General features: G+C 57.1%; 10 protein-coding genes. 6 read left to right on the plus strand and 4 right to left on the minus strand.

Annotated elements, in window-relative coordinates:
- Positions 1 to 26: 26 nt before the first annotated feature.
- Complete coding sequence (locus LIX00_RS17360) at positions 27 to 1,286, minus strand: ABC transporter substrate-binding protein (RefSeq protein ID WP_227355802.1); 1,260 nt, start codon at positions 1,284 to 1,286, stop codon at positions 27 to 29.
- A 146-nt stretch (positions 1,287 to 1,432) separates the two neighbouring features.
- On the opposite strand from LIX00_RS17360, the gene LIX00_RS17365 reads away from it, so the two are divergent.
- The 5 genes from LIX00_RS17365 to LIX00_RS17385 all read left to right on the plus strand — a co-directional run bounded on the left by LIX00_RS17365 (position 1,433) and on the right by LIX00_RS17385 (position 8,170).
- Positions 1,433 to 3,382 carry a 3-hydroxyacyl-CoA dehydrogenase/enoyl-CoA hydratase family protein gene (locus LIX00_RS17365; protein ID WP_227355803.1) on the plus strand — a complete coding sequence of 650 codons (1,950 nt, stop codon included), beginning with the start codon at positions 1,433 to 1,435 and terminating at the stop codon, positions 3,380 to 3,382.
- 2 nt (positions 3,383 to 3,384) lie between these two features.
- A complete protein-coding gene (locus LIX00_RS17370; RefSeq protein ID WP_227355804.1) occupies positions 3,385 to 4,584 on the plus strand; it encodes a thiolase C-terminal domain-containing protein in 1,200 nt (399 codons plus the stop codon).
- Positions 4,581 to 5,096 carry a Zn-ribbon domain-containing OB-fold protein gene (locus tag LIX00_RS17375; protein WP_227355805.1) on the plus strand — a complete coding sequence of 172 codons (516 nt, stop codon included), beginning with the start codon at positions 4,581 to 4,583 and terminating at the stop codon, positions 5,094 to 5,096. The genes LIX00_RS17370 and LIX00_RS17375 overlap by 4 nt, the downstream gene beginning before the upstream one ends.
- Positions 5,093 to 6,718 carry a long-chain-fatty-acid--CoA ligase gene (locus LIX00_RS17380; RefSeq protein WP_227355806.1) on the plus strand — a complete coding sequence of 542 codons (1,626 nt, stop codon included), beginning with the start codon at positions 5,093 to 5,095 and terminating at the stop codon, positions 6,716 to 6,718. The genes LIX00_RS17375 and LIX00_RS17380 overlap by 4 nt, the downstream gene beginning before the upstream one ends.
- A 702-nt stretch (positions 6,719 to 7,420) precedes the next feature.
- Complete coding sequence (locus LIX00_RS17385) at positions 7,421 to 8,170, plus strand: IclR family transcriptional regulator (RefSeq protein WP_227355807.1); 750 nt, start codon at positions 7,421 to 7,423, stop codon at positions 8,168 to 8,170.
- A 260-nt stretch (positions 8,171 to 8,430) separates the two neighbouring features.
- Here LIX00_RS17385 and LIX00_RS17390 read toward each other — a convergent pair whose 3' ends face one another.
- Positions 8,431 to 9,198 carry an IclR family transcriptional regulator gene (locus tag LIX00_RS17390; RefSeq protein WP_227355808.1) on the minus strand — a complete coding sequence of 256 codons (768 nt, stop codon included), beginning with the start codon at positions 9,196 to 9,198 and terminating at the stop codon, positions 8,431 to 8,433.
- A gap of 545 nt (positions 9,199 to 9,743) precedes the next feature.
- The gene (locus tag LIX00_RS17395; RefSeq protein ID WP_227355809.1) at positions 9,744 to 10,631 is read right to left on the minus strand and encodes a UbiA family prenyltransferase; all 888 of its coding nucleotides are present in this window, start codon (positions 10,629 to 10,631) and stop codon (positions 9,744 to 9,746) included.
- Between the two features lie 216 nt (positions 10,632 to 10,847).
- Between LIX00_RS17395 and LIX00_RS17400 the strand changes: the two genes are divergently transcribed.
- On the plus strand, positions 10,848 to 12,389 hold the full coding sequence (locus tag LIX00_RS17400) for a class I adenylate-forming enzyme family protein (RefSeq protein WP_227355810.1): 1,542 nt from the start codon (positions 10,848 to 10,850) through the stop codon (positions 12,387 to 12,389).
- Between the two features lie 15 nt (positions 12,390 to 12,404).
- Here the strand turns inward: LIX00_RS17400 and LIX00_RS17405 are convergent, their stop codons facing one another.
- Positions 12,405 to 13,736, minus strand: a complete 1,332-nt coding sequence (locus LIX00_RS17405; protein ID WP_227355811.1) for an SLC13 family permease — start codon at positions 13,734 to 13,736, stop codon at positions 12,405 to 12,407.
- Positions 13,737 to 13,865: the final 129 nt, after the last annotated feature.

The raw sequence follows: 13,865 nt of genomic DNA on the forward strand, positions 1-13,865 counted from the left end.
CGGTTCATGATGAATCGAATACGGGACTAGAATGAACATCCGGTCGCCTCACAGGCTCGTGCGAGTTTGTCTCCGGGCGTCGTCGATTTGATGTCAAACCAAAGCTTGTATGGATCGTCTTGCATCTTCTTGACTGACCGTCCGGTGACAGTGTGTACTGGCTGAATAAGCTGATGGTCACAGGCGCGCCAGTAGCACTTCCCCGGCTGAAGATCGGCAGCGGAGCTGGAAACCTTGTGACCCTCTAGTTCCTTGCGGATCGCCTCTGCGTCTTTTGCACCTGCGCGAATAGCGGCCCGGACATGCTGGTCGAGTGACGTGTATCCCATATAGTGGCGGACAAAGGGATCCGTCCCGCTTTTTTTCGTTATGCGTTTGTTGAATTTGTCGGTCCCTTTGACGCCCGCGTACCATCCCATCGGCGAGACATCGAGCGCGGCCGCCGCCTCCTTGTTGAGACCCCAAAGGACGAGATCTTCGAACTGATGGGCCATTATTTTCAAATCTTGGTGCATTCCCTTATTCATCAATTGTTTTATCGCCAATCGTGCGTCTAGACCGGGATTGATGAGGGCGACACCCGACGCATCGGAGTTGGCGACGTTGTTAAGGTACTGCGTGAAGTCATCGGCGGGGAACGGAACGGCGTCTTTTCCGGCGACCGAGGCACCATTCTCTTCGAGGGCTTTCGTCAACACCTTTTGACCCGTGTGGCCCCATGTGTAATCCGAGTAGAGGAGATACCAGCTGTCGGCTTCTTTGGCCATCTCCGGCGCTGCTGCTTGAACCTGCATCGTGTTCGAGGAGTAAACGCTGTACATGTATTTCTTGCACGCGGATCCGGTAAGGGTGTCTGAAGCACCTGAGGCGATGTACGAGACGCTGTTGTCGGATGCCCATGTACCCATCTTCGTACAGACTGCGGAGGAGACGCCGCCCTGCACGAAGTCGACGTTATCCCTCGTTACGAGGCTCTTTATTCGCTTCAGTCCAGCGCTCGGATCCGTTTCGGTATCTCCTTGCACGAGGTTAATGCTGACGTCGAATTCAGATTCGAGATCTGATTTCGCCAGTTTTGCACCTGCGATTTCAGCCTGACCCCACCCAGCGAACGGGCCACTGAGCGGCCCCATAACGCCGACGGTGAACGACGATGGGCCGTCGGCTCCCCCGCCGTTGGAACCGCCGTTCGAGAAATTCCCGGAACAGCCCGCGAGCCCAGCGATACCTATCGTACCTGCCGCTCCGATACGCTTGAGGACGTGTCGTCTGCTAGTATGCCGCATCCTACCGGTTAACGGGATGAGGTGAAATATATATCTTACGGAGTAGCTATAAGTCTGATGACATTCGTTGCAAGAAGAGGCGTCTTCGCGGAAACAAACTGCTCTAACCACAATGTTCAAAAGTACCGTGAACAATCTCTTGAATGATGTTACCGGAGACCATAGACCGTGTCACCGTCCTCGGTGCCGGAAGCATGGGGCACGGAATCGCAGAAGTATCGGCCATGGCTGGGTACGAAGTAGTGTTACGCGACATCGAGGAGGAGCTAGTCCAAGACGGATACGAGAAGATCGAGTGGTCACTCGGGAAACTCGAAGAGAAGGGACGACTCGACGAAGATGCCGAGACGATCCTCGATCGGGTGTCGACGTCGGTCAACCTCGAAGAGTCCGTTTCCGACGCGGATCTGGTCATTGAGGCCGTTCCCGAACAGCTAGAGATCAAAGAAGACACGTTATCGACGGTCGACAAGCACGCGCCCGACCACGCGATTCTCGCGTCGAACACCTCGAGCCTCTCGATCTCGGACATCGCCTCGGCGACCGATCGGCCGGAGCAGGTCGTCGGGTTACACTTCTTCAACCCTCCGGTAAAGATGGATCTCGTCGAGGTGATCTACGGCGAAGCGACGACCGACGAGACGGCCGAACTCGCCTACGAGTGGGTCGAGTCGGTCGACAAGACGCCGATCTACGTCCGCAAGGACGTCCACGGATTCGTCGTCAACACCGTCCTCGTTCCCTTCATGGAGGAGGCGGGGTGGATGCTCTCGAACGGCGAGACGACGGTTCGCGAAGCCGACGCGACGATGGTCTACGAGCGGGGCTACCCAATGGGCCCGTTCGAACTCAATGACTTCGGCGGCATCGATATCGCCTACCACTTCCGCGATGAGTCCGATCAGCCCGTCCCGCCAATCATCAAGGAGAAAGTCGATAATAAGGATCTCGGTAAGAAGAGCGGAAAGGGGTTCTACGATTACGAGGACGGTAACGGCGTCGACTACGAGCCGGAGGATGCCGGTGGCTACGATGCGCTCCGCACTGAGGCGGTGATGATCAACAATGCCGCCTGGCTCGTCGGTAACGATGTCGCGACGCCCGAAGAGATCGATATCGGTCTCCGGCTTGGTGGCAGCTTCCCCGAGGGGATGTGCAGGCGCGGCGACCGTATCGGCCTCGACGTCGTCCTCGAGAAACTCGAATCGTTGCACGAGGAGTACGGCGAGAAGCGCTACGAGCCCGCCAACTACCTCGTCGAACTCGTCGAGGAGGGCTTTACCGGTGATGACGCTGGAAAGGGCTTCTTCGACTACCGCGTCGATCCACCTTACCACTATCTCGAATGGGAGCTCAACGACGACGGCGTCCTCAGTATTACCCTCGACCGCCAGGAGCGGATGAACTCGATGTCCGAGGACATGTTCATGGAAATCGATCGGCTCCTGACCGACGTTAAGGTCGACGAGGTCTCGTGCGTCGTTTTCACCGGCGCTGGCGAACGCGCGTTCAGTTCCGGCGCCGACATCACCGGCTTCACCGCTGGCGAACCCGCGGAGATCATGGATGTCGACGAGATGTTCCAGACCGTCTACGAGTTCCCTCGACCGACGGTTGCGAAGATCGACGGCTTCTGCCTGGGAGCCGGCCTCGAACTCGCCCTCGCATGCGATATCCGCGTGGCGACCGAGGACTCGACGATTGGGACGCCGGAGACGACCCTTGGCGTGATTCCCGGCGGCGGTGCCACTCAGCGTCTCGTCCGCCTCATCGGTGAGGCCAGGACAAAGGAGATGGTGTACAGAGGGATGCAGTTCGATGCCGAACGGGCCGAGGAGTGGGGCGTCGTCAACTATGCCGTCCCCGACGAGGAGTTCAAGGATCTCGTTGGCGAGATCGTCGACGACTTGGTCTCGGGGCCGCCGGTCGCACTCAAGGCTGCCAAGCGGGTCATTCAGGACGGCCAAGAAGCCAGTCTCGAGGCCGCTCTCGCGATGGAGAAGCAATCGTTCGCCGTGCTGGCGACGACCGACGATATGCTCGAGGGTGTGACGGCGTTCAGACAGAACCGCGAACCACAGTTCGAGGGTGAGTAATCGTGCCTGCAACGACGCGTAACGTTGCAATCGTCGGCGGCGGCACCACGGAGTGGGGCGAGCGCGACGCGACGTGGAAGGATCTCGCCCAGGAAGGTGGAAAAGCGACGTTCGACGGCGCTCCCGGCGTTGGTCCCGAGGATATCGAGGGACTGTTCGTCGGAACCGTCCAGCCCGAGCGGTTCTCCTACCAGTCTCACGTTGCACCAATGGTAGCCGAACTACTCGGGATCGAAGTCACTGAGATGACCGCCCGTACCGAACTGGCCTGTGCTAGCGGCCAAGCCGCGTTGCGCTACGCCTGGCTCGCAATCGCAGCCGGTCAGCTCGACACCGCGCTCGTGCTCGGTGTCGAGAAGATGAACCTCGGCCGCGACTATGTGCCGGAGATGCAGTCGTCGATGGCCAACGTGCTCGATCGGGAATTCGACGGCGTCAACGGACTCTCCGCCCCGCCGTTCTTTGCGTGGTACGCCCAGCGCCACATGCACGAATACGGGACGACCCGCAATCAATTGTCGCTGGTCGCGGCGAAGAACAAGAGCAACGCCGCCAAGACCGACTTCGCCCAGTTCCGCTCCGAGATTGACCCCGAGGAGATCACCGAGTCGGCTGAGATCGCGCCGCCGCTTCACCTTTACGACTGCAGCGGTATCACCGACGGTGCGGCGGGTGTGATCATGATGAGTGAGGAGAAAACCCGGGAAGTCACCGATACCGCGGCCTGGATCACCGGTAGCGGCCAATCGTCGATGGCGGGCAACTCGATCAACAACTTGCCGTCGTTCAGCGGCTGGCCCCAAGCCCGCAAGGCCTCACAGAACGCCTACGAGCAGGCTGGAATCGAGGATCCGCTCGAGGAAATAGATGTCGCCGAGATCCACGACTGCTTCTCGATCAGCGAAATCATCGAATACGAGGAACTCGGCTTTGCCGAACGCGGCGAAGGCGGCCAATTCATCGAGGACGGCCGCAGCTATATCGATGGCGACGTCGCGGTCAATCCCCGGGGCGGCTTGCTCGGCTGTGGTCACCCGCTGGGCGCGACTGGCGTCTCGCAAGCCCTCGAAATCACCCGGCAGTTCCAGGGCGAGGTGGAGCGTGAGCGACAGGTAGACGACCCGACGACTGGACTCATCCACAACCTGAGCGGCAGCGGCTCGGTTCACAGTGTGATGATCCTAAACAGTGATCCACGATGACCGAAACAGACACCAGCGATTCCGACGACGGCGAGCGAGAACGCGTTTCAGTTCCCGACCGGATCGAGTTCCCGCGACTGCTCGACTTCTACGAGCTCCAGACCGAAGACCAGACAAAGATTTACGAGTTCTACGACAACCTCCGTGACGGGCAGCTGACGACGACGCAGTGTCGCGACTGCGACGAGATCTACTTCCCCCCCCGAATCGTCTGCCCCGGGTGTACGAGCGACGACCTCGAGTACGTCGACCTCCCCCACGAGGGCGAGCTGTTCGCCTTCTCCGAGGTTCGGGGCGGCCTCCCGCTGGGGCTACGCGAACACGACGTTCCCTACGTGGTGGCCGTCGTCGACCTCGGACCCGTCAAGCTCTCGGGACGCGTCGACGACGCCTCGTACGGCGACCTCGAAATCGGCGACCTAGTGTCGCTGAAGATCGTCGAGATCGACGGCCCGACGGACGAGAAACGCGTCTTCTACCGCTTCGAACCCGCGGACGGTGATTCGCGATGAAGGACTATGAACTCACGCTACAGGTCATGCTCGAGCGGGCTACTGACCTGTTCGGTCACAAGGAGATCGTTTCGGAACTGCCCGACGGAACGACCCACAGGTACACGTACGAAGAGGCGTACGGCCGGATCGGGCAGTTGGCGAACGCGCTCGACGATCTCGGTGTCAAGCCCGGGTCCCGCGTGTCGGTGATGGCGATCAACCACTACCGCCACTACGAACTGTACTTCGGCCCCGCGTGTAGCGGCCGGAGTATCCACATGACCAACCACATGCTTCCGGACGAGCACTTAATTGAGATCGTCACCGAGGCCGAAGATGAGGTTGTCTTCGTCGATCCCCAGTTCATCGAAACCGTCGAGAACGTCGCCGACGAGTTCGAGACGGTCGAGCAGTACGTAATCCTGGACGACGAGGTTCCCGAGACGGACCTCGAGCCCACGATCGCCTACGAGGATCTGCTTGAGGGGCAAGATACTGAGTACGACTGGCCTGACCTCGACGAGGACGACGAGGCGGGGATCTGCTACACCTCGGGGACGACGGGATTGCCGAAGGGTGCCGCGTACACTCATCGTGACCTCTACCTGCACTCGCTGACCCACGGCCACATCGACGTCTTCGAGATCGGTGAGGACGATACCGTGATGCCGGTCGTCCCTATGTATCACGTCAACGGCTGGGGGCTGCCCTACTCGGCGACGCTCTCCGGCTCGAAGCTCGTCCTACCGGGCGAAAACATCGACGCCGAGGGAATCGCCCGTCTCATCGACCGCGAGGAAGTAACCGTCACCGCCGCCGTGACGACGGTCTGGCTCGACATGGCACAGTACTACGATGAGAACGAGGACGTCGAATTCGAGAGCCTCGATCGGGTTCTCATCGGCGGCACCTCTCCGCCGGAGTGGCTCATGGAGAAGTTCGACAAGGAGATCGATGCGCCGATCCACCAAGGGTACGGCATGACAGAGGCGGCACCCCACCTCGTCAACACGCTGACGACGACCGAAGTCCGGGAACTGTCGGAGAGCGAACGGTACCAGCAGCAGATGAAACCTGGGATTCCGGCACCCGGCGTGCGAATCCGCCTGCGGACACCTGACGGTGAACCCGTCCCCCACGACGGCGAGTCGACCGGCGAGATTCAGGCGCGGGCGCCGTGGCTCATTAACGAGTACTATGCGCGCTCCGAGGAGACCGATGCTTCGTTCACCGATGACGGCTGGTTCAAGACCGGCGACGTCGGCGTGATCGACAAATACGGGTACCTTGAGGTCGTCGACCGTCTCGACGATGTCATTAAGAGCGGCGGCGAGTGGATCTCCTCGCTCGAACTTGAGAACGAGTTGATGGCTCACGACGATGTCGAGGAGGCGACGGTGATCAACATAGAACACGAGAAGTGGGACGAGCGCCCGGTCGCCTACGTCGTCCAGCGCAGCGAGATCACCGAGGACAAACTTAGAGAGCATCTCCTCGAGCGGTTCCCGAAGTGGTGGCTCCCCGATCAGATCGTCTTCATCGAGTCGATTCCGAAGACGACAACAGGGAAGTTCGACAAGAAGGTGCTGCGCGATGAGTTTGCCGCCGAACACGGATCGCTTCCAATCGACGAGGAGTGATCCATCATCCGAATTCCAAATGACGGCGTCCGCCGATTCCCGTGACAGATCCTCGTTTCCACGCTAAGACGCTTCACCTCTCCACCTTCTCGATCGTCCAGTATTCGTTATCGCGCTCCTCGCGGTCTCGGTGCTGGTATCGGCCTACGATATCTTTCCGTCAACAAAGCGCCACTGATCAGTTCTGGCATGGGGATAGATTGATCGACCGTAAACTGGCCCGTGAGCGCCATGTTCGCCGTTACGATCCCATTGAGCCTCCCGACCGGGATTACGTCGATTAAATTGGTTCACGCCGAGCGATTGTGATGGCGACGAATCTCTTCGGTCTCGCCGGCGTCGGGAACCGGTACTTCGCGTCAATCGGCGCGTTTGCACCGCTGCTCATCGCCAGAATAGTCGCTTTCTTCTAATCGTGGACAAAAGGGAGGTATTCGGTCGCGCGAAAATAGAGATAATCAACCGATTACCGGCGGAAATCCGAGGAATACAGTTCGTCCGAAATATTCGAACGGTTCCGGTGAGACGCCGCGTGACAGGTTATAAAACCTGAATCTTTGTGAATACCCGATTATCGTTGCGTTTTCCCAGTCTTCATCGACGATATCTCATTACAGTTCTATGCTTGTAAAGCCAAAGAGCCTTCCCCAGATTCGTCCGAAATAACCGAACGGTTATAAGAGCGAAAACGGTAGTGGTAGTATGAAACGAACATCCGCCCCGCTTCAAACGATCGTCCGAGCCTTCGAAATCATCGAGTTACTGTGGGAGGGGAACATAAGGGGGCCGTCAGATCTGGCCACACAGATGGATATGCCTCGGAGTACCGCACACGACTACCTTCGGACGCTAGAGTCGACAGGGTACGTGGTTAGAAGAGACGGACAATATCACGTAGGATACCGGTTCCTCGCCATGGGTAGTCAATTGAAACACAGAAACCGCCTGTTCCACGTTGCGAAACCGGTGTTAGAGCAGATAGCTTCCGAAACAGGTGAACTCGCTACCGTCAGCGTCGAGGAACGTGGTAGATGGATTGTTCTCCACAACGAAAGCGGGTCACGGTCGTTGAACCTAGGCACATATCCGGGCCGACGGACGCCGCTCCATTCACACGCTGCCGGAAAGGTCATACTGGCCCACCTCTCCGACGAAGATGTCGAGGAGATACTCGATACACACGGATTGGACCCAGTGACCGAAAACACGGTCACGGACGCGGAAACCCTGCGAGAAGAACTACGAACGATTCAGGACGACGGCTACGCTTTGGACTGCAACCAACAAATCCCTGGAATGTGCGTCGTTGCAGTTCCTCTTCTCAACAACGCTAACGTGCTCGGTGCCCTCTCTGTAGCGACCCCTACTGACAGGCTGAAAGATTCGGCCTATCGCTCCGAATTGATAGGACACGTTCGCCAGGGTGCGAACACGATCACTAACGAATACTAACAGACCGTTATAAAAGGATTTTGGAGGATTCAGAATGTTACTAGTGGAAAACGCACCGTCACGCCAGTAAATTCGACCGTTTTGTACTTTCAACCCTCGAAATTTCGGATATGTCTGTTGATTGCTACTACTGACACGCTATGTATGGCTCCCTTCAAGGTCACGTTCGGAATACATTGGTTCGCTAATGGAGAACGATGGCAGAAGCATCAAATTTCGCCAGCCGTTGACATGGGTCAACCGCTGAGACTGGACTAGAGTTACTGATACGCGAGATTAACCTCGATATCATCCGCGGCGGCGAGGAGATACTCGGCGAGTTCCTGCTCACGTTGATCCTGTGTGAAACGGTGTGCGGCGCCCGCGATCGACAACGCTCCTTGGATTTCTCCATCGAAAATCAGTGGAACTCCGACCGCGTGAATCCCTGCGATGTCTTCGCCTCGGTTTATGGCGTACCCTCGTTCACGGATGCTTTCGAGTTCCGTCCGCAGCGTATCTCTATCTGTGATAGTGTTCTCCGTTTTCAATGGAAGCCCATGCTGATCGATGATGTGGTCAACCTGCTCCGACGGGAGATTTGCTAGAATCGCTTTTCCACCGGAGTTGTTGTGAAGGTGCGTCCACGATCCGATAATCGATTCCTCGCTAATTCCGGTGTCGCCTTTCTCCCCGTACAGAAACCAGCCGAGACCGTTCTCTGGTATGATGAGCCAAACCATCTCTCCCGTTCTCTCCGCGAGTTCGTGGATTTTTAACTTAGAAGCATGATAGATCTCGTAGCTGTCTCTGACGTACTCGCCGAAGTTTAGAAACTGGAGTCCGAGATGGTACGTGTTATTCCGTTTTACCACGTACCTGTGTTTGACCATCGTGTAGAGGTGTTTGTGGACGGAACTTTTCGCCATATCCAGTTGCTCAGCGAGTTCGGTAACACCCGCACCGTCGGATTCTTTCAGCTGTTCAATTATAGCGAACAGCGTTTCATCCGACTTAACTAGCTTCGTTTCGTTGGCGTTGACACCCATCGTCTAACGAATGAGCCGTTTTCAACTTAAACGTTGGTGGATTCTACCGATTGGGTGATTCTCGCTCGGCGGTTTCGAAGAACTATCTACCTTCGCGTTTTTCATCATTGAAGGCTGAATACGTACTGTTATTAGGGGAGCAATACACCGACCTCATATAGTGTTCGCTATCAACGAACGTTTGATGACTATTGTTTAGTAAGGTATCAAGAACTCTTCGGAGCTTCTGATTACAAGGATAGTCCTGTAATGGGAGTGCGTATGATTAACAAACCGCGAATCACGGCAAAGTTGCAATGGTTTCTTGAACTAAATTCAGTAGATAGGATCAAAAATTGTCGGAACTGTAACGAGATTGTTCGCTGAGAGCGAACGCTTTATCGAGTGACCAGTTAATCTGTCGGAACTGCCATAGTACGACGGTAATCTAGGCGAAAAGGATAGGGTGGAGGGTTAAATTGTGAGAAGAAAACGGTATCGGTAAGACATCGCCTAACAATAGTTCCAGTGAAACGTAGTAGCAAATCAATCCCTCTGGTATCGTACTACAGCAAACCGATGAGAGCGAATCGCGGAAGATCGAGGTACTGAATCACGCTACAACGTGTCGACCAGCAACAGGTCGAAAAGAGGATCACCGCGAAAGGGTACGTGAGAAACATTTGGACTCTGACCATGCTGCGTCCGGACCAGACGAACCCTACACTGGCGGCTAACAGCGGGAGTACACCTGCAACGGCCGTGATAGTCGGAAACAAGCCTGCGTTGACAAACCCGACCACGAGCAATGAAGTCGAGAAGAAAAACGCGGCTGCGACCACATTCGCCGCACCGTTTCCGAGAAGAACTGGAATAGTGTGTTTTCCGATCGACTGATCGAATGCATAATCGAGTTGGTCTGTGGATACCTTCATCCCCGAGAGAAGGACGACGAACAGGATCGATACGCTAAGAATTCTAGCGGGCAGCTGCCCCGTCTGGACGAAATAACCGCCGACGACGGACAGTCCGATGCCTATTGGGTAATCGACGGTGACCGTGACCGGATTCATATCGAGGTACGGCGCGTGCAGTAGGGCCAGTATCCACAGCGGGACCGTCAACAGTACAGCGACGGGACTCGCGTACCAACACAGGGCGACAATGGTTATAAGTAAACCAGCGCTCACCATCCGTATCGCGACCTGATTCTCCCGAGGAGACAGGGTTGGTTGCTCTTCACCGCGAACGTGGCCGTCGACGTATCCATCTTTTAAGTGGGCCGTATACAGTGCGAGTCCGACGGCCCACCCGTGAAGTATCCCCGGAACGAGAGCGAACTCCTGGGCGAGCAATCCCCCAAACAAGGATGTTGAGATGGCGGGAATCAGGAACACCGGCTTGACGTGCGACAAGAGCCCCCGGCCGCTCCTACGGATGCCTTCAGTGAACATAGGTATCGTTGCGCGGAGCTGCACAAAAATCTGATCGTGCTTGCTCGAGAATCCAGGTAGCGAACGGGGAAGACAGGGGCTCAGATTTATAGATCGCCTGAGTCACAGAAAGATGGCCCAATACGGCGACGTTCGGTGGAAATCGACCGCCGTCACCGAGACGACCGTAACCATTAATAGCTGAGGTGGGTATGCTATATCATATCGTCCGATATCATGAAATACCTAGAGGCGTTCAAACGAACCGTCCGGACGCACGGTAACGATACTGCCATCGTCACTGACGACGGAGATGAATTCACCTATGACGAATTCGACCGGCGAAGCACCCAGTTGGCAAACGCTCTCGACGAGCGTATTCCCTCCGAGCGATGTGCAGTTCTTGCGGTCAATGGATTGCCCGCCGTAGAATCGATGATCGCCGGACAGAAGCGCGGCGAAGCCACCGTACAACTTCCCTTCAGGGGCAGTACTATCGAACTGATTTCGATGGCGGAGACGGTGGACGCGGCAGGCTTGGTCTTCGACGATGCCAACGCGGAGATCGGACTCGAGATGCTTGAGCAGGGCGAGTTCGAGGTAGCCATTCACGCCGGGCAGCGGAATATCTCTCGTGACGGTGTCGAATCGTACGAGGCGGTACTCTCGGGGGCGGCCGAGGAGCTACGGGACGGGTTACCCGACGATGATGAGTGTGCCGTCTTCTACACGAGTGGGACGACGAGCCAGCCGAAAGCGGTTTGCTTTGACCAAGAGCAGATGTGGCTCGGAGCGACCCAAGTCGTCATGGAACACGGCATCGACATGACTGACGTCGCACTTGTGACGACGCCGTGGTACCACATGGTAACGTCCGACGCGTGGCTCTACCCTCACCTCCTCGCCGGAGCCACGGTCGTTCTTCATTCGAGCTTCGAGCCGACGGAGGCACTTGAACTGATCGAGAAACACGATATCACGGGATTGCTCGCCGTCCCAACGCAATTAAACGGACTTAACGATGTCCAGGCCGAATCGGACTACGACATCGATTCGCTTTCGTATATTAGGACAGGTGGGTCAATCGTCACTGAGGAATTGATCGAGCGCACCGCTGCGCTGCTCACCGAAAACGTCTACAACACGTACGGGATGACGGAAGGTGGGCCAAACTTGACGTTCGCTCACCCGTCGGTTCAGGACGACCATCCCGGAACGATCGGCAAGGAGTCGTTCGTCTGGGAATTACGAGTGGTGGAGACGGTACCGTTGGATGAACATCCGGATCCAACAGCAACTGTCGATCCGGGTGAGTTGGGGGAGATCATCGTACGGGGACCTGGACGGTCAAAGGGATACATCGATAACGAACGCGCCGAGCGGAGATCGTATTTCGGCGACTGGCTTAGAACCCGCGACGTCGCTCGAATCGACGAAGACGGGTTCCTCTACATCGTCGACCGCGTCGACAACATGATCATCAGCGGCGGGGAGAACGTCTATCCGACCGAAGTCGAACGAGCGTTGGCCTCTCACGACAACGTCAGGGAGGTGTGCGTTGTCGGATTGGACGACGACCACTGGGGACAGATCATTAGCGCCGTCGTTGTCACCGACGACCCCATCGATGAAGACGAACTTGACGCATTCTGCAAGAATCGCGACTCGCTGGCCGACTTCAAGCGCCCGCGTCAATACGCCATCATCACTGAGACGCTGCCGCGGTCCGATACCGGAACGATACAGCGAGAGCGCATCATCGAGCAACACTTCGGTTGACAGAAGCTGTCGGCTTCAAAAGACAAGCGCGAACGCAACCGCTTGAATCGGGAGGAGGATGCCGAACGTGAGAATCGATCCCAGCGCCGCCACCCGGATTACTTCTCCTGAATCCGCCATATCGAGTCCAAGGATGGCGATGAGAACCGCCGATTGGTACGGGAAGAAGTAGCTGTTCAACACGACGGCCTCGACCATCGCGACCGGGAGGAGGGGAACGCCGGCGCCGGAAGTAAACGACGTCAGTATCGGAGTCAGCACGCTCGCCGCCGCGAGCCCTTCCATCAGGAAGACGAGGATGACCGATGCAATCGAAACGACCGTCAGCACGACGACGAGCGACGCGTCACCCGAGAGATTCGATAGAATGGCCTTGGCCGCGAGGTCGGTGAACGCCGTTCGTTGCAACCCTTCGGCGATGGCGAAGATAGCCCCGAGAAAGAAGATGATGGAGAAGTCGGCTTCCGCTAGCGTCTCAGATCCGACGACGCCAATTCTGGGAGCAAACGTCAGGAGTGCGACCAGGAGCGCGCCGTATAACGGATGCAGGCCGTGGAAGGAGTCGGTTGCCCAGACGGCGACGCCCAGAAGGAGGAATCCTAACATTCGTCGCTCGTCGGACGATATCTCGAACGCGTCTTCGGACTCGGCGGGTCGAACGATCGAGCGAGAGTTATGTGGTCGATAGAGAAAATAAGCGACGGCGATGATCGCAACGGTACGACCGACGCCCATTATCGGCCCCATCCACAGCAGCCATTCGGTCCAGCTAATGGTGACGCCCGCGTTCGCCTCGACGATACCGGTGATGATGATGTTCGCGAGCGATCCCGTGAGGACGCCCGACGACCCATAGAAGGTGGCGAAAAGCGGCCCCAAGAAGATGCCTACTTTCGCTCGACGTTCCTCAAACAGTTCGCCGATGGAGATCAGGATAGGGCCGAGTATGAGCACGCGTACGACCGACGAGGGTATCAGGACGGCGAGTAGCAAGCTAGCGAACGACAGAGTAACGAGCAGATATCGATACGCGGCGATGGTATTCTCGAATCGGGCCGCCGGCATCCGCCTTAGCGTCCATCGTTCGATGAGGTTTGCTAATCCGCTCGTTCGCGTCGCTTCCCCGATGAGGATGCCGAGTACGATGAGCCACGTGGCGGGTGACCGGAAGCCGACAAGGGCAACCTCCGTCGAGAACGTAACGCCGATGAGACCGATACAGACGAGCCCAGTGAACCAAGGTTTGACGGGAGATCCGATCCAGAGGCTGACGCAGAAAACAGTTATGGCGACCATCGCCGCGGTGTCGCCGGAAACCGGCGCATAGAGAAGGACAGCGACGGCCACAACGGTTCCCACCGGAAGTGAGACCCATGACCTGTCGATGGCCGGTATCGAGAGTGCGGAGAGGGTGGACGAGCGTTCCATGTTGGAAACCGATTATGTATCACCTCGTACTCGACCACAATTATTTTT

The sequence above is a fragment of the Haladaptatus salinisoli genome (assembly GCF_020614375.1).
In the GTDB taxonomy this organism is placed as follows: domain Archaea; phylum Halobacteriota; class Halobacteria; order Halobacteriales; family Haladaptataceae; genus Haladaptatus; species Haladaptatus salinisoli.

Bases quoted from the DNA above. Each gene is read 5' to 3' on its own strand.
- LIX00_RS17360 (WP_227355802.1), bottom strand. From the start codon at position 1,286: ATGCGGCATACTAGCAGACGACACGTCCTCAAGCGTATCGGAGCGGCA.
- LIX00_RS17365 (WP_227355803.1), top strand. From the start codon at position 1,433: ATGTTACCGGAGACCATAGACCGTGTCACCGTCCTCGGTGCCGGAAGC.
- LIX00_RS17375 (WP_227355805.1), top strand. From the start codon at position 4,581: ATGACCGAAACAGACACCAGCGATTCCGACGACGGCGAGCGAGAACGC.
- LIX00_RS17380 (WP_227355806.1), top strand. From the start codon at position 5,093: ATGAAGGACTATGAACTCACGCTACAGGTCATGCTCGAGCGGGCTACT.
- LIX00_RS17385 (WP_227355807.1), top strand. From the start codon at position 7,421: ATGAAACGAACATCCGCCCCGCTTCAAACGATCGTCCGAGCCTTCGAA.
- LIX00_RS17390 (WP_227355808.1), bottom strand. From the start codon at position 9,198: ATGGGTGTCAACGCCAACGAAACGAAGCTAGTTAAGTCGGATGAAACG.
- LIX00_RS17395 (WP_227355809.1), bottom strand. From the start codon at position 10,631: ATGTTCACTGAAGGCATCCGTAGGAGCGGCCGGGGGCTCTTGTCGCAC.
- LIX00_RS17400 (WP_227355810.1), top strand. From the start codon at position 10,848: ATGAAATACCTAGAGGCGTTCAAACGAACCGTCCGGACGCACGGTAAC.